The following is a 22,002-nucleotide window of genomic DNA, read 5'->3' as shown; positions in this document are numbered from 1 at the left end:
GGTTCTTCCGCAAATATCCGTTTTGTATCTTTCGCTTATAAAGTTTATATGATATACTATAATGCTATAGGAGATACTGTTTATGAACGATACTACAGCATTAAATTTAGATAAATTTTATCCAACAGAGTTATTGAGAATTACAGAAATTATTGTGGACAGAACCAAAATAAAAATCCGTATGAAATCCGCAACCGAATCTTGCGAATGTCCTGAATGTAAACAAATTTCTAACCAATACCATGGCACCTATATTCGCAAGGTACAGGATCTGCCTATTTTAGGAAAACAGGTAGAGCTTGAAATAACTGCACACGAATATAACTGTGAAAATGATTCTTGCAAGGTTTCTACAATTGCTGAAACCTATAATGGTTTCCTCAATTACTATAGCCGTATGACGGAGCGATGCGCTGATTTTATCAGTACATTAGCATTGGAAACGAGCTGCGAAGGTTGTTCCCGTATCTGTAAAGAGATGGGCATTCGCATCAGTGGCGATAGTGTAATACGCCTTTTGCTGAAACGCTTTGAGAATCAGGCACCTTCAGAGTGTGGTGAAATCGTAGGTATTGATGATTTTGCTTTCAAAAAAAGAAATACCTACGGCACTATTATTGTAGATGAGAAGTCACACAACCCCATTGCCATACTTGATGGACGCGATGGCAAAACTCTTCGCCAGTGGCTAAAAGGAAATCAACATATCAAAGCAGTAACCAGGGATCGGGCAAGTGCATATGCAAAAGTAATCAGTGAAGAGCTTCCTGATGTCATGCAGGTAGCCGATCGTTTCCATCTGCATCAAAATCTTCTTGATGCCGTAAAAGGTGCCTTAAACCGTGCAGTACCCGCTAATATAACAGTAATTCATGATAGTCATGTTGCGAAATCTGTAAAAAATTGTGATGCTTGTAAAAAAAATCGTTTCGACTGTGGATAACTTTTCTCCTCGAGAACAAAAACGTTATCAAGTCATTTGCCAGATTCAAACTTTTTTAAAAGAAGGCTGCAGTTATCGTGAAATAGCCAAACGGATGGGTATAAGCCGAAGAACAGTCGCAAAGTATAGAGCCGGTAATCCAAAGGAACTTTGCGAATCTGGAATTAATCAAAGTAAGTTGGACGTTTACAAGGACGAAATAATTAAGTGTCTACATAATGGATATAGTAAAAGCAAGACAGTAAAACGCTTGTATTCACTAGGATATCGTGGGGCTAAAAGTACAGCCTTTGATTATCTTGTAAAAATAGAAAGATATAAAATACAGAATTTTGCACCACAACCATATGTCAGAACTTATACCGAGGGAATGAAATATAAAGCTGGATCAAAAGGTAAAAGCGCTGATTATATAACTAGAGCAGGAATTTTCCAATATCTTTGGATGAATGATAATCAACTAACACCGGAGCATAAAGATTATATTCTCAAAACTTACCCGATGGTATGGGAAATCCTGAGCTGTATTCGGAGTTTCCGTAATGTTTTTATCCGTAGAAGCATGCCCGGGTTATATCTTTTTATTGAACGATATAGTAATAGTGCCATTCCTGAATTAAAATCTTTTGCCAAAGGCTTACAGCGAGATATAAAAGCTGTCGAAAATGCGGTAGCATCTGATTTGAGTAATGGATTTGTGGAGGGAATTAACAGTAAACTTAAGATGGTGAAACGTACTATGTATGGCAGATGCAGTAGAAAACTTTTGAGTGCCAAAATGATATTGAGATGCTAATGTATAACGGACATTTGCGGAAGAACCAATTTCATAAGAATATACAGGTTGCGCAAGCGGGGGGCAAACAAAACTCAAAGTCTATTAATTTAATTCATTCATTTCTTTTAGTTAATATCATTATCAATAAAAGATCTATGTATCGTACTCATGTAAAAAGAGATGTTTCCAAATAAAAAGGATAGTATCGATAAATTTTAGCAATCTGATTTATATGATCTTCATTAAGCCCAGGAATTTTTATCGCTGATAAATCATCACAAGGTAGCTGTTCAAATATTTTTATTGCTTCTTTATATGTTAGTGGTGGAATTACTAGACTAAAGGCATCTGTACCTCGATCTATTCTTACAAAATCTAGATGAGAAAAGTCTAATTTATTAAAACTACTCATATCGTCTTCATTCAAAATAATCCCACCAATGGTAGTCATTTCACAGCCATCTTTATAAATAAAATCAACTAATTGCACATATGACATCCCGCCTCTTAATGACATAGCATTGTCAATAGTATTATTTATCGGTTTACATTGTGTTTGATGTTTATTCTTATCGGCAAAATCACGGCGACTGAGACTGAACGGATAATACTGTTCCAATTTATCTTTTAAAAAGGGTTCTCTGTTAGCGGCTTTCCTAGGCCACTCTGAATTGAAAGAGATAAAAAACATACTTCCAGTTGAAACTTTGGAAATAATAGTTTCAATATCTTCCAACATAAATTTTGAAAGTGGACTATCATAATCTAACCAAATAATGGAACGTTTTTTCTGTATCCAATCAAGTTTAGGTAGCACATCACTAGAAAGTCCATACTCCATATTTATGCAATTTAGCGGTTTATTAAACTCATATTTCTCCTTATTATCTACGTCAGCTTCAATGCTTATCATCTTTTGGAAGCCAAACTCGCGATGAAACAATAAAAAATCCGCAAAATATTTTGCCCCCATACCGATATATTGGAACTCATGTAGATTAAAAATTCTATTTACACTACTAAAAAGTTGACAAAACATTCGTCTTTCAATTGATTTTTGTTGTCGTATATAATAATTAATTTTCATGTCTGTATCAGGCATTTTAGATTTCCTCCATTTCAACGAAATACTCAAATGTCTTTAAGCCAACATCTTTATTATTGCTAACATCTAAGGCTTTTTTTACCTTATCGACTAATTCCAGTTCAGCCTTATAGGATATAGTTGTCATAGGAATTTTACTTGCTTCATTCTCAAATTCTCTTATATATGGCTCAATAAAAGAAATATTCGTTCTATTCAAGATTTCTGTCGCAGCATAATAGTGAATCTCCTTCGGAGTTTGTTTTTTCAAGTCTTGCGTAATAGCAGTACGGATCTCCTCATCAAGTTTTGCTAGTTTTTTTAATTCAGACGTTATTACTTTAAATGCATCTATCATGTGAGGACGAGTTTCTTTATAAATCATCGAAGAGTTATCTATTCCCGTTTTGGATGTGTTCCATGGTAACATTTCTGGATATTTACTTGTAAAAAATACAAATCCTCTAAAGGAAGCATAATCATTATGATATTTTATTCCTTCATTATCGCTATCATCTTTCCAGGTTGTCAACGATGTTTTGTCAGCAGATAATATTTCTCTATTATTACAATATACATACCAACCAGCTTTATCAGGATTAGTCTCTGCTGAAATACCTGCCAATATCATAACAGTTATATTATTCGAATCAAAAGTATACTTATATGGCATGACATTCCCGCCCATAGCAATAGACAAAAATGAACCTTCAATTTTACTTCCATTAATTGTTATAGTTAAACCATTCTTAATTTCAGAATTTGTTTTACGTCGCACAGTGTTTATAATTTCGTTAATAAACGCATTATAATGAAAGCTTTGAGAGATACTAGAAAATAATTTTGAAACTACAATCGTAGTTCCACATTCCTTTTCATCATAGTTGACTGTATCGTCAGACGAAACAAGCGGAAAGTCCCATTCATCTTCCTTCATCCAGTCAGCAACATTCACTTTTAAAACAAATTCAGAATTTTTTGATTTAGAAGACACTTCAAACTCTTGCCCCATTTTAAACAATGCGCGCTTCATACCAATACCAAAGGTTCCCGTTGTTTCAACACGTTCTTCTTTATCCCTTGCTTCTTGCGGCTTCCCAAATACAAATGCATAATCAGTAGCAATTGCTAAATCAATTCCTCCGCAATTATCTTCTATTTTAAATGATTCTTGGTCAAAATTTACATGAATGTAATAATCATTGTATTTTGATACCTTTTGTCTTTTTATTCCATCTATAGAATTATCTATAAGCTCAACTATTGCATCTGGTAGCAATATATCTCTAGTTATCATCGAAACAAAAAATTCTTTTGTAGGCCCAGCTTTCACTTTATTAATTTCACTCCTCATATCATACTTTCCTCCTAGTTTATGTAAAATTTTATAATATATACAAATACCATACTAACATTGAATTTCGGATAAGCAATCTCTGATCTTTATCATAGCCTACACTCGTTAAATCGGGGGAATTAAAATAAATTAGTAGTTATCCTGTAACCATCATTTATTTCCATAAACATACGATGATAATAATCATGAATTAAAAGTACTTAATTATATGAAATTATATCATAATTTGTCAAAAAGTGTAAATAAATTAACTTTAAAATAGTAAATAACCAGATCACAAATTATCTATGATCTGGTTATTTGATATATAAGCGGCGGAACGAACACTAGCATTATAGGGCCCTCTCAATTAAATCATCAATTACCGAATTAATTCTACCTAAAGCACTAATCCTCTTGCCACTTCCAATAATCTTTTAAATCCTTCAACAACTTCATCCTTATCTGACTTCGCGCCCCAACTGATTCTTATTGCCTCGGAAATTCTTTCAACATCCAATCCCATTGCTGCCAAAACATAGCTTGGACTATAATCACTTGATGTACATGCCGAACCATTAGATATACCACAGTACTGTTTTGAGGATAACATCAATGCTTCCGACTCGACACCTTTTATACTTATATTTAAAGTATTAGGCATACAATATTCTTGATCGCCATTAATTACATAATCTAATCCCGTTTGTTCCAATATAGTCAAAATAGACATCTTAATTTCCTTGTAATTATTCCAACTGCTATTATATTCAGATGATGCCAATTCACACGCCTTTCCTAATCCAGCTACTAATGCAACCGGTGTCGTACCAGGCCGTATTCCATGCTCTTGTTGGCCACCATACATTATGTTTTTAACTGGGGGGAGCTTGTAACGCTTTTTTCGCAAAATCAATGCTCCTATTCCTTGAGGGCCACTTAATTTATGAGCACTTAAAGAGAGCATGGTATATTTTAGTTCTCTTAACTCAGGAACAAGTTTCCCACAAGTTTGTGTTGCATCAACATGAAAGAATATCCCTTTTTCGGATAGAAAATCTCCTATTTCTTTAACAGGCTGGATCACGCCGTTTTCATTATTTGCGTGCATAACTGATACCAAAAGGGTATCCTCACGTACAAGGCTAGTAATTTGATCCGCATTAACTCTTCCACTTACATCGGGATTCACAATATCTACTTCAAATCCATCATCTTTAAGGCTCTTTATCGTTTCCAAGACAGCCTTATGTTCGATAGAGGTTGTAATTACATGCTTTTTCCCAGTTATGTCAGCATATTTTTTCAAACCAAGAATTGCAATATTATTGCTTTCCGTGGCACCACTTGTAAAAAATACTTCTCCACTATCAACACCTAATAATGTAGCAACCTGCTTTCTTGCTATTTCAACAACCTTACGAGCCCCTTCACCAAAATCATGTGTTCTGCTATCTGCATTTCCATATTCATTTTTATAAACCTCCACCATAACATCCAAAACTCGGTTGTCAATTGGGGCAGATGCATTATAATCCAAATATACGCTCATTATTTTCCCTCTAAGACCAAATTCATCAAATCATCTAAGTTTTTTATAAAGTTTGTTCCTGACAAATAAGCGATTCCTCGCTCAATATGTAACTTAAAATACTTCGCCAAAGTATATTCATCTGTAGGAAGACCCATCTTTTTACACCATGCGATCATCAATGCGTCATATATTTCGCTGTACTCCCCTCCAAATGTATACCAAGATATTTCCACATTACTATCTCCATTAATAGAGATGTCTGTTGGCCTTGTATTTTCAGATAGCGAATAACATAGTGCCCATCTGCAAAGTACATTCCAGTTCTGGATACCACACCTTCCTTTTAATCTGCTTAACCTATCCTTAGATGCACTGGATAACTTAATTTGCTTTACAATCACTTTACAACACCTCCCCACGAAAAATACCCTGATTCTATAGTGGTCTTTTTATCCTTATCACTATATTTTAGTGTATATTCATCTCCTACGCTTTCCCTAATCAACTCGTAATATGTTTCATCGATCTCTGAATCCGTAGAAAGAATAATTGTCTGATCACTTGCATTGGGAAAATATATCTTAACCAGTGCCTGCCTATGTGATGAATCCAATCTAGAAAGAGGTGTGTCTATGATTACCGGCAATCTTTTCTTAGAGCAAATTGCCAATGCCCACAGTAATGAAATGACCATTAGTTGCTTTTCTCCTGCTGATAATCGCTTTTTTGCAACTTCTTCACCGCTGTCGCTCAAATATCGTAAGTCTAATGTTTCAGAATCCATTACTATTTTTTCTACCATGTTCTTCTTATTAGCCAATTTTTTATAGCAATCTGTCATTGTTTTGGCTAATAAGTCTGTCTTTCTTTCCTGTAGCCGGATTCTATACAAAGAAATAATTTCTATTGCCATATGCGCATATTTCAACGTTCTTTCATCAGCATCTACTGTTTCCAAAGAAGTTAAAACACTCTCAGCCATTTTATTAAACTTTGACTCCGCCGCCATGGAAACTCCATGCAATGTTTTTCTATTACTATTTAGGCTTTCCAATTCTACTTCTTTTTCAATAATCTCTTTTTCGAGAGACTTAATTCTTTTAAACAAGCCACTCAATGCCTTTTCATCAATATCCACTGATAAATAATTATCAATTTCTTTTATTCTGCTCTGATATCGATCTTTTTCAGCCAATAATTTTTTTGCTTTTTTTGCACTATTCTCAAGTCGGCCATTATTTAATGAAATAACTTGATATAAGGTTGAATCGGAAAGTTTGTACAGATCTTCCTGATTCTCTATAAGCATTTTTTCTTTAATAAAATCAACGAATGTTCTAGTATTAGTAGTCTTATCGGAAAAAACATCATAGAGATTTTGAATTTTTTCCAACGCCATATGGTTAACTTTCTGTTCATGAGCAACTTCACCCTGTTTCTGAATATCATTTAACAAGGGTGTTACCATTAAAAGAGGCAATTCACCTCCTGCCATATCTATTAATAATTCCTGGCTACTTATGAGAGAAGACATATTTTCATGACGCTGGCTCATCAAGTCATGCTTTTGTTCAATAACATCTCCGCCCTTTACAGAATATTCCGTATTTTTATTTTCTAATTCAGCCTGTAAATCAATCAATTGCTGACTAATTTCCGCAATCTCCCTATCCGTTTTCTCTAAATCTTTAATCGCATCGTTCTTCTCTTGACGTAATTCTTCCAACTTTTGAAGATCCTGATTAACAGTACTTCTTCTTCCGATCTTACTTATAATCTTTCCTATATCACCCTCTAATACATCTAAAACGGAGATTCCAAGCATAGCCTTAATAGATTCTTTCATCTGCTCACTTGTATCCTCTACTGCAAGTTCCGCAATTTTCTCTCCATCAAAAAAGAAGAAGTTTGACAAAGCACTAGGTAATATATTTTCAACAAACATAGGCCAATTCTCTGTCAAAAAGGCATTCTCTTCTCCATTCCTTTTAACCCATATTCGTTCTCTAACTCTCTGTCCTTTACCCTCCCACTCACGATGCACGAAATAGACTTCACTTTCAGTTCTATCCATTGTAAATTCAATTTCTACATATGATTCGAGCGTATTATCGGACTTGTTTACATATGATTTTAAATATTGTCCATATGTCTGAAATTTACTTTCTCTATATGCAAATGAATTCGATCCATACAGGGCTAGTAACACTGCCTCAAGAATAGTCGTCTTTCCACGACCATTCATGCCACCAATCAGCACAACAGGCTTATTTCCATGAAATTTCAATATATTTGTGGACGCATACACTCCAAAGTTATGCATCACTAATTTTTTAATTATCATTCACTACAATCCTCGTCTTCATCATCCTCTTCAGGTTCATCATATGAACTATCCAAGACCTTCTCATTATATTTTCCACCTAACTCTTTCTTTCTTATTACTTGATTTAAGTAAAATTCAGTCGCATCTTTTTCATTCTTATAATAAGTTCTCTGAATAATGTTTTCTAAAGAATCTGTAATGCCTTTTCGTTGGTTTAAACTGTTTGATCGATTTTCAATATCAATCAAACTGTATGCCATCTCAAATGCAAGTTCTTCATCCGGGTATAATTCTGAAACAACATTCTTCAATATATCCCATTCCTCACTCTTGAACGCATCTGAAGCGATCCATTCAGGATCATCAAACTTTTTTCCTAGCACTGCTTCATAAATACGAGGTAGGGAATCATCAAACTCATGCTTATCAAATACCCATATTCTTCGTATATTTCTCAATTCCGGTAATGTGATTAACTCTAAGTTTTCAAACTCTTCCGGACCATTCTCGTTAATATCTTTTTGAACTTCCAAAAGATCTCTCAACCACTCTTCACGTACTTCTTTTAAATACGGGCCATGATGTAACTGCTTATAGCTTCCCTGCAAATATCCTGCCATCTTACGGAAGCCTCTCTTCTCTCTATCATTTTCCTCATCTCCAAACTTATTTCTAAACTCTAGAAGCGGTGTCATCCATGCCTTTTCATCATCATTTGCAATCATCGCCTCCATAGATTTGTCTTTTTCAACCATTGTACAAACCCAACAGCCAAAACGACTCTTCCCACAACTCGGGAGCCCTTTTTCTACCATCATGGGACATTCTCCATCCGCTGTAGCACCTTTATAAAGTGTAAGCAATTCTTTATTCGAATAGCCCCATGGATTCTTATATTGCATTAAAAACACCCAAACATCATTGTCGTTCCAGTCCTCCAAAGGAGAAAACACCAGTTCATTTACCATAGACTGGTTTGGGCTTAGCAACTCTCTAACTCTTTTCTTTTCATAATAAGCCATAGTTTGGGCACGCCTTGCGCTTTCCGCTTTACGCGTGCCAATCACCATAATAACCTCTCCATGCTCTGCTATTTTCTCCTTTACAAATGAATTAACAGGCTGGATTTTTAATCTGTCAGTACACCAACGAAGCTTTTTCCTAGGAAATGGATATCCTTTTCCAATTAAATTTACCCAAAATGTATTATTATAGGCTGGTGTCAATGAATGCGTCAAAAATGGAAGTCCCTGCTCTACAGCTGCCTTGTCCATTAGATTCAAAGAATTTTGAACCCATTTTGAAATTACTGGTGACTCAACTAATGTATCTGTATTTATGATATGAACCGGCTTCTTTAACTGTTCTTTAGGTAAAGTACTAAGTGAAAGCCATACCAACTGTAATGTCGCAGTGCTATCTTTTCCTCCAGAATATCCAATTACCCATGGAATATCATCAACTAAATATAAATTTCTTACTGTTTCCATCAATCCAACTATTATTTCTTTAGTAATCGTTACATCCCGCTTGTTAACTTCGCAGGTCGCACACTTTTCTGCCATCTTCCCATCTCTCCTAGATATTAATAGACCCAAGGAATTGATTTTCCCTATGCTCTTCATCCTTTGACAATTCAAGTCCAATTTCTCTTTTGATTCGATTTGCTGTAAGCATTATTGCTTTATTGCTTGTTATGATTTTTCCATCAGCCCTAATTACTCGTAATTTCCACTGTACTGCACTTCTTCTCCAATCAATGCTCTGAAGCTTCAAAAGAACATCTTCCATTTGACTTTGAGGATTATTATAAAAATAATTACCAATAACCCCAAATGCCTGTATCACAACACCTTGAGTAACAATATAGTTTTCTCGCAGATCCACTTTAGAAATTTCATGGTTCATTAACTCATTCCACTGAATAATATTTTGAACGATGTTTGTCCAAAATTTACACAAAAATCTTTCAGCTGCATCCGATACTTCAGTACAGCCAACAATTCTTTTATTTGCTGTATAGAAAGTATTTAATGTAAACAAGTTAGATGAAAACTTCCCTAATATATCCCTTTCCTTATCCGTATAATCATTTAGAAATTTCACCCGTGAGACGACATTCCTATTAATAACAGCTAGTGCATCTCTTGAATCATATAATTCTGCAATAGAATTAGATGTCTTGACGGCATGCTTGTTTAAATCAGTAAATAGTTGTTGACTTCTAGTTAAGCCTAAATCCTCATAAAGTACGACTGAAATAGTTTCTGTACCAAGTGAAGCGTCTTCATTTAAAGCATCTAAAATGGCTGCTTTTCTGTGTTGTCCATCGTTAATCAAAAGGCGAGCATCCATAGCAACCTCTAAAATACCCGTTCCCATCCCATCACTGCTTTCATGAAATTCAAATTCTCCATCTATTGAAGCTGCTAATGCTGAAAATGCATAAGAATCCCTATTTTCAGTTATATACCTACTAATAACCGGAATTCTGGACTCATTCATTTTTCTTTGGGCCCTATATTCCGGAAGAACATATTCTTCTGTATTAGGGAAAAGTTTTGATAGCATTTTTAAAGGCACCATGGCTATATAATACTCTCTTCGCGCTTGTTTACCTCTTACCACTGGAAATTTGTACGTATAATCCATAATTCCTCCAAAATAAATAAGCTATACTTAAGTAGACTACTTAAGTATAGCTTCATCATTGTTTTTAGTCAATTAAAACCCTTATCTTTCTTCCAATATTTCCTTTGCATACTTCCAGAAAGCGTTATCTTTCATATAGATTGGATCTTGAACATTTCCTATCTTAACAATGCTTTCATGTTTCTTTAAATTTTTGATATCACTACAAATACGTGACTCATCTGAGCTTCCTGGTTGTGTGTTGAATACAAACCTAACATCTGCATTGGCTAGGTCTGCTACATTATGAATGACCCACGAAAGTATATACTTTGAATAGTCCTCTTCCTTTGTCACAAAATGTTTTAGGAACTGCGTTGAAAGTATAGTTCCCACTCCAAATTCTCGGCCTTCCTTTAAAATCTTTCTCAGTGATGGATAACATTCACGAAGAAAGTTATCTGCCTCATCTACCAATATGAGTTTATTCATTTGGCGATAACTGCCTTCTAATTTGCTGTGCCCCGCCGCCTGCATCTGTGAATAGAACAGATCCAGTGTCAATGCAACAACAAGGTTTTGAATATCCGCATCATATCCCGACATATCGATAACTACTACGCCATGAAGAAGATCAAATAAAGATTTTGTATTTGATGCTACAGGTTCAAAAATTTCAAACATTGAGATTTTACTCAATATCGCATCGAGCACATCTCCCTTCTTTATATCTTCATCTAAATCATAAATTTGGTATACATTGGCAAATGTGGGTGGCTCATTAGCCCATGTAGAAGAATCTGCTTTTTTAATTCCGCATCTTGAATATGCCTCATCAATACAATTCAATAAAATATTCTTCTGCTTTGGACCTAATGAAGAATTTACTTTTGCCAAAGTATCAACAAAGGTATTTGCCGTATGTACTGGCAAAAGTGGCTTTGGTGTTTCAGACCATGCCAAAGCCAATGAATTAAATGGTAAATGATATGGTCTATATACCTTTGCATCAGTCAGTTTTACAAAATCCGTTTTTGTTTCGTTATAGTCTCCTTTATAATCAAAAATAAGGATTCCTACATCATCTGATGCAATATTTGCTGTACGTTTCTGATAAATCTGAGCAATTAATGACTGTGTAAACTGAGTTTTACCAGTTCCCATTGTACCTATAATACCAGTATTCGTATGAAAAAGAATATCTGTATTATTTGGTTCCCAAATAACATCCATACCATTTTGCTGGTTCACGCCAAATTTCACTTGGATTCCCGGAGAAGATACTTCTAACTCATTCATTTCCGAAAGCGTATTTTGAGGCTCATCAAATGGCTCATCATCAGGATTTCTCTCTTCTTTCTGTCCAGAACATTCACATATCTCTTTATCTTGTGCAGTCTTATCCTGCTCAAATTTTGTAACATTTAACTTGGAAAAATCTCCTGTCAAACCTGAAATATCTTTCTCATTAAACAGCATAAATTCATTATCTTGTCTTAAAGCTATATTATCAGATATCTCATCTACAGTTTTTAGAATCAATTCAAATTCATCATATTCGAGCATTTCAATAAAGTTAATAGCATCTTCCTTAAATGATGTCCGGCGTTCAATATGTGCCTTTCTAAAAGAGAGAACAGCACCCTTTCCCAAAACCTCTCGAATATCATCAGATATTTCATACTCCTCATTTAATATCGCTTCTCTAAACTGATCAATTACAATATCCCATTTTTGTGAGTCATCTACATGATATACTTTCATTTTTTTGCAACTCGTAACCAAAAGTTGCATCAAAAAGTTTCTATTTACTTTGTATAAAATTGTTCCTACCAATTCATCATTAGGTGCGAATGCTTGCTTCAAACCATTAGCAGTAGACGCAGACTGTTCAAATGCCTTTTTAATTACTACATTATCATTTATTCCCGTCTTTACCTCAGTTGGATACAAGTATATTTTTAATTTATCCGCATTGTAATTCAATCCAATGAATAATAAATCATCACTCGTCGGTCCTTTTTCGAATCCAAGATTTTTGGCTGACAAAATACCTTCGTCCCGTGACAAACCTGCTCCTCCAGACACTCGTAACATTTCTTCCAAAGAGATAGGAACCCACAGAATATCTGGATGACGCAAGAATGCCAACATAAATTTGATTGCAGCAACAATACTAATTTTTTCTCTAGAAAAAGTTGAATCCTTATTTGCTCCTACCATCTTTTTAGACGACACAAGTCGTAGCAGCCAATCTCCGTTGATTGCATTGAAAAGATTTATAATATTGGAAATATCTCGAAGTTCCGCATCTATACCTTTATCTTTCAAATATTCTTGAATTACTTTTGAATATTGCTTTGATTTTTGAGTTACTGTTATCGCATCATATCCACTACTAGAAGTATACTGATCACTATAATGAATTATCAACAAATCACTATTTGCCTCTTTTTCACTAAAAAAATCCAAGTCTACTTTAGGATTCACAAATACAACCCAGTTTGAAGCGTCATATATTCCATTCATCTTATCTTCCGCTTTAGAATCTATCTGTGTGGATATACTACTCCCCGAATAATATGGATTTCCTGTCGTTCCTACTTGTACTAGTGCATTATATTGTTCCGCTAATTCAATTAGCTTTGTACGTTTCGCATATTTTGTTCCAAATCCTGTTCTGTATTTCTGCCCATACTTACTAGAAGGTACCCCTGATAAAATTCCTCCAATTGCTGCACCCGTCTCAATTTGATTCATAGTTGCAATCTCAGATGTTACCTCAGATTCCATTTCATAAAATGATATATGTGCATAGGCATAATTTTTCCCTGTGTCTTTATAAAAATAACATGCAACATTCTTTGACATTATGCCTTCAAGATTGTTCATTGTAATACCACTTACAACCGAAAGCTTCATATCAGCTAAATACTTTTTGAGCAGCCCATAATCTCTCAAATTTGAGAAAACATTTCCTTTTTTATCATCTGTATAAACATGAATTTCAAACCTCATTAGCTGATCTACGTCTGGCTGACGATTAACCGAATGGATAAAATACTGCGCAATTCCTATAAAGACATCACTGCAATCCCCCATATTAATCAGATTAATCTTAATTGTCTTATTATTAATATCCTCAAAAATGTATTTGAAGTGTGAACTAAACTCTACAATTTTTTCTTCTACAAGTTTCGGAACATATCTTCTGCTGCCACGATATTTTCTGTTTTCAGCTGGAGCATAATACTTCCATTCCGTAGAATACAATTGGTCGGAGACCTTATAAATTTTTTTATTTCTTCTTATATACGGTAACAAATTAATAGAGTTTAGTCTGTCAACAACAATATCCGATGCTGAATCTATAGATTTTTCTTTCGCCAACATCAACTGATATTCAATGTTCAGTGGATGTAATGGTGTAAGAAGTATTTCATTATCTTCATTTCCAACTGATATTGATCCCAAGAACAATGCTTCTTCTTGTAACTTTGAAAATGGCTTACCTTCTTCCAACGTTACAAACACCTGCTTAAATGCCTCCAAATATTTCTGAGCTGCTTTTTTAATTTCCCCTCCCATATATGCCAAAGTTGGAACCGTAGATGCTGACTTGTAAGCTGCCAAAAGATTCAAATATGAATCAAGCAAATTACTTTCTATTTCTAGATTAACCTTTTCAATCTTAACTTGCTCTGATGCATAAAAATGACGACACTTTCCACAAGTAATTCCATCATCAACTATCTGCTGTTCTATGCGTAGTTCACGGAGTAAATTAGCCTTTGCAAAATACTCTTGTGATTCCTTATAAATATGCAAATTATCAATAAATTCAAAATTACCCTTTGTGGCGATTTTATCCCTAAGAATTTTTCTTCCTGTTATTTCCACGCTCTTTGCTTCATCTGGAAAAAGTGAAAATGGAACAACTATTCCTGCAAAATTAATTTGTATATTAATACCGCATCCATAATTTGCAAGCTCGTCCTCTGAGGCATACAAATGTAAACGTTCATCATAGTTACAACGATACTCTTCATTATCATCTAACTTTTCTGACATGTTTTTTGCGCCATTTTGGTTAAATATCAAATCAGTTCCAATTCCAAGCAACTTGATACTTGATTTAGATTTTGTTTTTTTCCAATTAATGATAAAATTTCTTTTTATGGTCTCTGCCAAATATGTTGCATAAAGGTCTAAAATACAAATTTTAAAAATATATGTAATATCATTAGCTGTATCAGTAATTTCAATCTTATGAAACGATATACCGCTTCTATTAAGTTCAAAAACCAGATTATTTGCCTCTTTTACAAAAGAAATATCGTCTGCTGAAATATCATTATAATGTACCTTGACATTACATGCCACACGAATATGAATCATTGGATATTTATCCGGATTAAAAATAATCATACTCCGTCTGCGTTTTTTAGTTGTCATAGAACCTTCGTTACGTATCAGTACTTTTTCATCCAATGCCAATGACTCCAGTGGAATTTCTCCATATATGGTAATATCTTCAAGATCTATTTGTAATGGATTTTCTTTTTTCGCCTGCTTCTTTTCCATTGCTGTCAAAACTTCTGCATAGGTAAACAAAGTACTCCAGTTCTCCGGATCATCTTTACGAGTACGCTCAATTCGGATAATGAAACTATCTTCAAAGTCATTAGACAAATCTGACTCTAAATTTCCAAATCTTATACTACGATCAATCCTCTCAAAAAACTGATTATTCTTCTTCAATTCCTTATCAATCTGCATCTTACCAAAATTGGAGAAGTCCTTCTTTCCATCAACATAAAACAATCTAAACCCCGGGAAATTATTCCGGGCTACTAACCCGCCACTCATAATTGATAATAAATCTTTATACTCATAAAGTGATGTTTTATCGCTGAATACATCACTTTCTCTACGGCTCAATTCAAAATCTAAAATACGTTGCTCTAAAAAAGTGAGCTGTGTACTTTCCTCTGCCATCTTTCGAATTTCTTGCATAAGATTACCCGGATAAAACGGCATACCATTAGCAGTCATATTTCTAGAACCACTCTTAGCACTATCAATTGGATTTGAAGAAATCATCAAAATAGGTTTCTTAGCATCATTTGCTGCATTTCTCAAGGTTGCACATAAAAAATCATTTGTCATCCCATTAATCTGTGAAGCAATAATTATTTCATCATCAACAACTTTCAGGGTATACGTTCTATATACAGTGCCATCCATACACTTGTACGAATACTCTCCCAATGTTCTGTTTTGCTCAGACAGCTTTCGAAGAGATTCTGTTACCCCTTCAACCATATCCTCATCGTCGAGTTTTAGACAGAAACTCTCCCCTAATTGCAAAATTCCTTGTGACGAGATTGCCTGAAAATAACCATTTATTCTTTTAGCTATAAAATCATAAAATTCTCTTAACATACTGTGCATCTCCACTATCACTCTTTTTATCAATCAGATTTAATTTTGTAAAAAACTCCTGTAATAATTCCTTGGAAGTATTATCTAAATAAATCCCCCTATATTCATATTCTTTATAAAGATCTATTAATCGAATCCTGTCTTTATCTCGCAATGAAATTTTTGTAAGAAAAATAATGTCTCGTTCTGTAAGATTAAGAACCAATCCTGATTTTTTACGATTCTTTACCCAACGTTCTTTACAAAAATCCGAAAACTTCTCATTATAGAACTGATTTGCTCGTTTTCGATCTGTATTAAGGAACTGTTCCTCTACACACTTGAATAAATGCCTAAGAGCTTTATCCGTTTTCGATCCACCTTCTGCATAAGGAATTTCATTAAATTTTTTATAATCTCCGACACACGAGGTATATGCATGCTCTGCACTTTTTATTTCTGACGCAACAAATTCATCTCTACTTTCATTTGCTTTCACATAATTTTGTAAATCTATGTAGTCGCACATTAGATTTATATCATCATGCTGGTTAATAATTTCTAAAGTAATCGCATGGCTAAACATATGATTGATTTTTGCCTGTAGATTTTCCCAGCCTTCAACACAGCATAATCGGTTTTTATTTACTCTTTCCCAATCTAACGCAAAATATAGGGGTATTGGATCCTCTCTCTTTCCCATACCAAATTGGTCTAGCGTGATGCACGTTTGGGAAACATAATAAAAATAATATAATGCCAAAAGATTTGACAGGTCTTCCAATGAAGTCATCCCGGTATCAAGCATGAAGTAAAAATCTTTTTTAAATTTTTCTTGAACATTCGTAATTATTGGATAGTAAGGCTTTTCCTTTCCCCTTTCTAATTGTTTAGACTCGATACTATCTATTACCATCTTTTCCAACACGTTATATGGATATTTATAAATAGCTTCTTTTATTATTTTACGGTCTGCATCACCAACTCCCATAACACATGACATGAAAAAAGCAACTCTATCAGCACTTTTATTCTGAACGTTGGTTTGATATGGATATAAGCCAATATTCTCGGCAATAAAATCTCCACCTCTAAAAAATAGATTAGATATTAAATCTTGAAAATATTCAAGGTCCTCTGCATCTATATCAATGTTACTGATCAACCTTTGACATAAAGACTCTTCATCTATATCCTCGGTTTCCAAATCAAGCGCTTTTCTAAAGAAACCACTGATAATTTCTTCCATATCATAGACTATAGGCGCCTGAGATTTTCCACTTGCTTTGTATGGGAATAATTTAAAGGCATTATCAGGATAATGGGACAATCGCAATGAATCTAAAGACTTCTCTTCTTTTTCCTTTACTTTAAAGCTATCTTTAAATCTTAACTCACTAAATTTGTAGTTCACTATTATCTCACCACCTTAAACTTGTATCCAAATTTTGTTTTATCTAGAATTGCTCTTTTCCCATTTTCTGAAACAATCATAATATTCTCACTAGCCGATCCCGTTTTTAAAACCTTAGAAACAAAACTAATAAAGTCAGCATGATTATTTCTATCCTCAGCCGTCTGAACATAGCCATCGTTCAATCTACTGATTAATTCATATAATGAATAATCTATATCTAATGAGATAATTTCTTTCGTCTTTACATCTTCAAAGCACAACATTATAATTGGCGTAAAACGTTGTAGACTATTATCTCCATTACTAGATGGTACATTTTCAAGAAACGCCTCAAATTTTACATTTTCATATAGTTCAAATCCTCTACTCTCACTCAATCTGATATTTGAATCCGCTTCACTTCCACACCACTGTACAACACCCTTTTCAACCATGTCATATATAGATTGGAGTTTTCCTTTCTTCCCTGAGTTATAATAATAAAGATCTTTTAAGAAACTCTCATAAACCTTATCAGAATTCTCCGCATTCATTATTTTTGAAATACGAACAAGAATATTAAACATTTGAGCCTTTAATGCCCGATTGTAATTCAACTTATTCAAACTTTCCTTTGTACATAATACAGAAGAATATGCACTCCCCCCAATTGCCTCTTTTATAGACTCAGAGATATCCGAAGATACATAATAGAAGATGGCCATTGTATCCGCTATTTCAGTTCTAACCAATAATGGATCATACTCTCTAAGAAAGTTCATTAAATTCGACAAATCGCCATAATCAAACATTAAAGAGGGGGTAATACCACCAATATATTCTTTAAGATAATCTTCCGTATTAACTGATGCATCCGCTAACTTTTTGTAACTAAAATCATGTGCAACAATAATATCATAAATATAGTTCAAGATTTCTCTCGTAGTCAATATCTCCTTATCCTTTATTGTTGTCTTTACTAAAATTTCGGCCACAAAATTTCTAGCTGCTTCTTCTGACATAAAAGCGTAATTATGTCTAACTGGACAATTTAACGCCATTGGGCATTGAGCACACTTGCTCTGATAACACTCATAAAAGGGGTTTTTTTCATTATTTGTAAAAATTTTAGAAAGAATATCACTGATAAATTGGGGATCCACGCCATTCTCAGTTAAATAATACATATGATAATCTGAAAAACTTACATGTTGAAAACTACTTGTCGCATCATATATATTTTCATTTATTTGAGATGTGAGAATATTACTCTTCATGGCATATTCGCGTAGCATTGCATATTGTTTTCCGTATTCTGACTCGATAAAGTTACTTAAAACACCCAAATTTATTGCCATTATAATATTCTGACCTGGCAGATTAATGTTTGCGTCGGAAAAACCATTTAAAACATCATTCAGCGTTTCTATGGCCGTCTTGAAAGGCGCACTACTCTCAGTGGCATCGTTATAAACACAATATCCATCAAGCAATTTCTCTTCATCCAAGTTCTTTAAATATGAAAGCAAATGTGATTTTCCATCACCAGCACTTCCACATAGAAGTACAAGTGTCTTCTTTCCAGATTCATTGATTTTTTTCAATATTACTTTAAGGTCTACCTCTACAGGTCGCGATATATGCATATACGCTTTAAAGTCATCAAATTTTCCAATATTATCTATTGACTCATTTGAAGACTTTCTAAGTTTATTCAGCTCATCTACAAACTCACATTTCCCCATTTTTTTCACTCACCTTTTTATTATTAAAACTACGTCTTCTATTCTCTAAGCCAGTGTTTTACATTTTTTAATTATCAAAAATCAAACGAGCTCATTTCTATTCACTCTTCATAAAGTACCAAGACTAATCTTTATTTGCTTACAAAACTCATAATTTTATCCACTATGCAACAAATCAACATATAATTTTTCACATCCATTTCTATTATACTTTCATTCCTTTAATATCACAATAAATAATCACACTTTTCTCAATACTATCAAATTTATAATATTCTCAAAAATTATTTCCGGCCTAACATTTTCTGTAACCAGAAAATAATCTTTCAATAACGTCTCCATAATATTCAGTGGAAAAACATAAAGGAACTCATCAAAAACCACTGGATAAAAGCTGAAAATATCAAAAAATGAGGTATTTAACCAGATTGATTGAATAAAAATACTAAGAGCCATGTGAACCGGAATACGAGAATAAGCCTAATCCTATTTTTTTGTAAGTTAAGGAACTTCCTATTTTCGTTATTACACCCCGCTGCATTTAGAGCTAGAAAACCTATGATTTCCTATCTTTACTATTCAATATAATCAATATAAAAAATTACTCCTGCATTAATTATATTTCAAATTCATTATATAAAATGGAATACTCCTCTTGTTCAATCAAGCTCCATCTATATTGGGGCTTTTGTGGAATATCGTACATATTAAAAGGATTCTTTAGTACCTCTCGAAATCTCAAAGCATTTTCTTTCTCAATCATTAATATATTTTTTAAATCTTCAATACTTATAACTGGTACTTCACCTAATTTTGAAAAGTAACTATTTCCTGTAATTATCACGTAAAATATTTCTTTAATCTGATTTTTTTTACTCACAATTTTTTCTCTCTTCAAATTAGAAAACAACAAATAGTCGTCCTCCGTAATAGCTACCCTACAAGCATTTATTTGTTCAATAGCTTTTCTAATTATACATTCCGCCTTCCATAGTTGAAATGGTTTTCTATTACAATGAGCAACCTTTATTTGTCCAAGAATCACTTTCCCATCTTTGTATGCAACAAGATCAAAATCTGTTTTCTTTACTTTTAATCCTGATTGTAAAACCTCCCAACCGCACCCCTTAGTTATCGACTTAACTACATTTTCAAAGACATTTTTTCCAAAAAAATCCACTTCTTCTCCTAGTATCTTTGACCCTTTGGCATTTAATGCAATATTCCTTGATTCTTCAAAAACATTATAATCTTCATCAAACATCCACTTGGCAATTATGATATTTTCTCCAACCCGAAAATAAAGATGTTCGCAAAAATCAGACAAAAAGTCAGAATTCTTAAATACAATATTATATACTGTCAAAAATTCTTCATCTGTAATTTTATCTCCAAAACAAATATTTTTTTTAATTTCTTTATAATGTATGGTACGATACATACCTGATTGAGTCATAATTAAAAATAACACTTCAATGTAGAGATATAATAATATAGATACTATAACAGATGCCGTATACTTCATTTCATAATGACGTAGCAGAATATCAAGCATATTTTCTCCAAAAAATTGTCTATCCAGCATTCCATTCATCCAACTTTTTAATATTTTACCATCTTCCTCAAAATAACATTTTTTACATATATAGCATTCATAAAACTGATATATTAAATCCTTTTTCCAGTCTTTAACCGCCATACGTTCAGCGGCAACTGTGCCATAATAGGCCGATCCCAACATTATCCTATAACTATATTCTGGCTTTTTCATACGTAATTGAACTTCAGGCCTGTTCTCTATAACTTCTATTTTCTCAACATCCTCTTTAAGGTAGCTAATATCATCAAACTTTTCAGCAATACAGCCACACTTTATCGCTTCTGAATAAATTGACTCAATTAACTTTTCTTTACATAAATAAATACTCTCAGCAATTTCTATTTTGCCCTGCGCTTCACTCCACGCTGTATCGTCAGGCAATACACCAGTTGCTAATTTAATCAAGAGTTTTTTAGGATATCCAATAATACTGGGGTTATCCATTGCGAACATACCGACACATACTAAAAAAACAAATAAAGAATCAAATCCCTCTTGTATCTGTTGACTAATTTTATACTGAATTCTATTTATTACTGGAAATATTTCTTTTATAAAATATATATAATTCTTTACATTATCTGGCCTATTATATGTTATTAGTTCATATATCTCTTCTTTTTCTCTTTGATCAATTTTATTTGACAAATAAATCTTTAATAACATTTTTTGATTAAGCAATTCCTCAAAAGGAATATCCACAATGTTCTGCATTATATAGCTAGTAAACTCAGTTTCACATTCTACTGGATTATTAATATATTTTTTAATTTTTTCTATGCTCCTCATTTTTACCCCATTATACTCCTCTCTTGTAAATATCTGCATTTATTTGTACCATTATAAGTTGTTAAACAGCAATATCAATTCATATCATATAACTGGCTAATCAGAACAACTTCCTTATATGTATCTAACGTTCCGAAGCTCTGTTTATCGCTCCCATGAATGCAGGAAAGTATAATCGAAAACTCCTCCAGAAACCATTTCCACCAATCCGCATTCCACCACTAAAATTAATTCCAACATCTCCCAATATAATCAATATGTCTTCACGTTTCGTCTGAAAATGTTCACAGAACGCTTCTGCCCATTTAAACTGTCCATAGGTATCCCCAGTAATATAAATCATATCCAAATTCCTTTCCGGATGATTACCTTTCGGTCGACATCTTAATTGAACAAAATCGCTATCGCGATGGCTG

The 22,002-nt window shown here is 33.6% G+C and carries 13 protein-coding genes and 1 pseudogene; 2 read left to right on the top strand and 12 right to left on the bottom strand.

The genetic code is table 11. The annotated features are described in order from the left end of the window. Positions 1–82 precede the first annotated feature (82 nt). Both BQ9856_RS22850 and BQ9856_RS22845 read left to right on the top strand, forming a co-directional pair. A complete protein-coding gene (locus BQ9856_RS22850) occupies positions 83–943 on the top strand; it encodes a transposase (RefSeq protein ID WP_077609174.1) in 861 nt (286 codons plus the stop codon). Next, positions 909–1,739, top strand: a complete 831-nt coding sequence (locus BQ9856_RS22845) for a transposase (RefSeq protein ID WP_077609165.1) — start codon at positions 909–911, stop codon at positions 1,737–1,739. Before BQ9856_RS22850 ends, BQ9856_RS22845 begins: the two co-directional genes overlap by 35 nt. Before the next feature lie 148 nt (positions 1,740–1,887). Here BQ9856_RS22845 and BQ9856_RS22840 read toward each other — a convergent pair whose 3' ends face one another. The 12 genes and pseudogenes from BQ9856_RS22840 to BQ9856_RS25005 all read right to left on the bottom strand — a co-directional run. Then, positions 1,888–2,823: an O-methyltransferase gene (locus BQ9856_RS22840; RefSeq protein WP_077613037.1), complete on the bottom strand. Its 936-nt coding sequence runs from the start codon at positions 2,821–2,823 to the stop codon at positions 1,888–1,890. 1 nt (position 2,824) lies between these two features. Continuing rightward, positions 2,825–4,159: an ATP-binding protein gene (locus tag BQ9856_RS22835; RefSeq protein ID WP_077613036.1), complete on the bottom strand. Its 1,335-nt coding sequence runs from the start codon at positions 4,157–4,159 to the stop codon at positions 2,825–2,827. 382 nt (positions 4,160–4,541) lie between these two features. After that, positions 4,542–5,693: a cysteine desulfurase family protein gene (locus tag BQ9856_RS22830; protein WP_077613035.1), complete on the bottom strand. Its 1,152-nt coding sequence runs from the start codon at positions 5,691–5,693 to the stop codon at positions 4,542–4,544. Further along, positions 5,693–6,076: a DNA sulfur modification protein DndE gene (dndE, locus tag BQ9856_RS22825; protein ID WP_077613034.1), complete on the bottom strand. Its 384-nt coding sequence runs from the start codon at positions 6,074–6,076 to the stop codon at positions 5,693–5,695. Before dndE ends, BQ9856_RS22830 begins: the two co-directional genes overlap by 1 nt. Then, positions 6,073–8,019 (bottom strand): DNA sulfur modification protein DndD, encoded by a 1,947-nt coding sequence (dndD, locus tag BQ9856_RS22820; protein WP_077613033.1) that lies wholly within the window; start codon positions 8,017–8,019, stop codon positions 6,073–6,075. Before dndD ends, dndE begins: the two co-directional genes overlap by 4 nt. Then, a complete protein-coding gene (dndC, locus tag BQ9856_RS22815; protein ID WP_077613032.1) occupies positions 8,016–9,566 on the bottom strand; it encodes a DNA phosphorothioation system sulfurtransferase DndC in 1,551 nt (516 codons plus the stop codon). Before dndC ends, dndD begins: the two co-directional genes overlap by 4 nt. A gap of 13 nt (positions 9,567–9,579) precedes the next feature. Further along, on the bottom strand, positions 9,580–10,653 hold the full coding sequence (gene dndB, locus BQ9856_RS22810; RefSeq protein ID WP_077613031.1) for a DNA sulfur modification protein DndB: 1,074 nt from the start codon (positions 10,651–10,653) through the stop codon (positions 9,580–9,582). Between the two features lie 81 nt (positions 10,654–10,734). After that, positions 10,735–16,077, bottom strand: a complete 5,343-nt coding sequence (locus tag BQ9856_RS25415; protein ID WP_159442070.1) for a helicase HerA domain-containing protein — start codon at positions 16,075–16,077, stop codon at positions 10,735–10,737. Further along, positions 16,058–17,470 carry a DNA phosphorothioation-dependent restriction protein DptG gene (dptG, locus tag BQ9856_RS22800; protein ID WP_077613029.1) on the bottom strand — a complete coding sequence of 471 codons (1,413 nt, stop codon included), beginning with the start codon at positions 17,468–17,470 and terminating at the stop codon, positions 16,058–16,060. Before dptG ends, BQ9856_RS25415 begins: the two co-directional genes overlap by 20 nt. 2 nt (positions 17,471–17,472) lie before the next feature. After that, positions 17,473–19,197, bottom strand: coding sequence for a DNA phosphorothioation-dependent restriction protein DptF (gene dptF / locus BQ9856_RS22795; RefSeq protein ID WP_077613028.1), 1,725 nt, complete (start codon positions 19,195–19,197; stop codon positions 17,473–17,475). A gap of 616 nt (positions 19,198–19,813) precedes the next feature. Continuing rightward, positions 19,814–21,586, bottom strand: a complete 1,773-nt coding sequence (locus BQ9856_RS22785) for a hypothetical protein (protein WP_077613026.1) — start codon at positions 21,584–21,586, stop codon at positions 19,814–19,816. 124 nt (positions 21,587–21,710) lie between these two features. After that, positions 21,711–22,002 (bottom strand): annotated as a pseudogene (locus BQ9856_RS25005) (hypothetical protein); the annotation flags it as partial.

The sequence above is a fragment of the Clostridium sp. Marseille-P2415 genome (assembly GCF_900155545.1).
GTDB lineage: Bacteria > Bacillota > Clostridia > Lachnospirales > Lachnospiraceae > Lacrimispora.
This window is presented reverse-complemented; position numbering and strand designations above follow the sequence as displayed.

What these genes read in the sequence shown, in the direction of transcription:
- BQ9856_RS22850 (WP_077609174.1), top strand. Translation starts at nt 83, where the DNA reads ATGAACGATACTACAGCATTAAATTTAGATAAATTTTATCCAACAGAG.
- BQ9856_RS22845 (WP_077609165.1), top strand. Translation starts at nt 909, where the DNA reads ATGCTTGTAAAAAAAATCGTTTCGACTGTGGATAACTTTTCTCCTCGA.
- dndD (WP_077613033.1), bottom strand. Translation starts at nt 8,019, where the DNA reads ATGATAATTAAAAAATTAGTGATGCATAACTTTGGAGTGTATGCGTCC.
- BQ9856_RS22835 (WP_077613036.1), bottom strand. Translation starts at nt 4,159, where the DNA reads ATGAGGAGTGAAATTAATAAAGTGAAAGCTGGGCCTACAAAAGAATTT.
- dndB (WP_077613031.1), bottom strand. Translation starts at nt 10,653, where the DNA reads ATGGATTATACGTACAAATTTCCAGTGGTAAGAGGTAAACAAGCGCGA.
- BQ9856_RS25415 (WP_159442070.1), bottom strand. Translation starts at nt 16,077, where the DNA reads ATGTTAAGAGAATTTTATGATTTTATAGCTAAAAGAATAAATGGTTAT.
- dptF (WP_077613028.1), bottom strand. Translation starts at nt 19,197, where the DNA reads ATGGGGAAATGTGAGTTTGTAGATGAGCTGAATAAACTTAGAAAGTCT.
- BQ9856_RS22785 (WP_077613026.1), bottom strand. Translation starts at nt 21,586, where the DNA reads ATGAGGAGCATAGAAAAAATTAAAAAATATATTAATAATCCAGTAGAA.
- BQ9856_RS22840 (WP_077613037.1), bottom strand. Translation starts at nt 2,823, where the DNA reads ATGCCTGATACAGACATGAAAATTAATTATTATATACGACAACAAAAA.
- dndC (WP_077613032.1), bottom strand. Translation starts at nt 9,566, where the DNA reads ATGGCAGAAAAGTGTGCGACCTGCGAAGTTAACAAGCGGGATGTAACG.
- BQ9856_RS22830 (WP_077613035.1), bottom strand. Translation starts at nt 5,693, where the DNA reads ATGAGCGTATATTTGGATTATAATGCATCTGCCCCAATTGACAACCGA.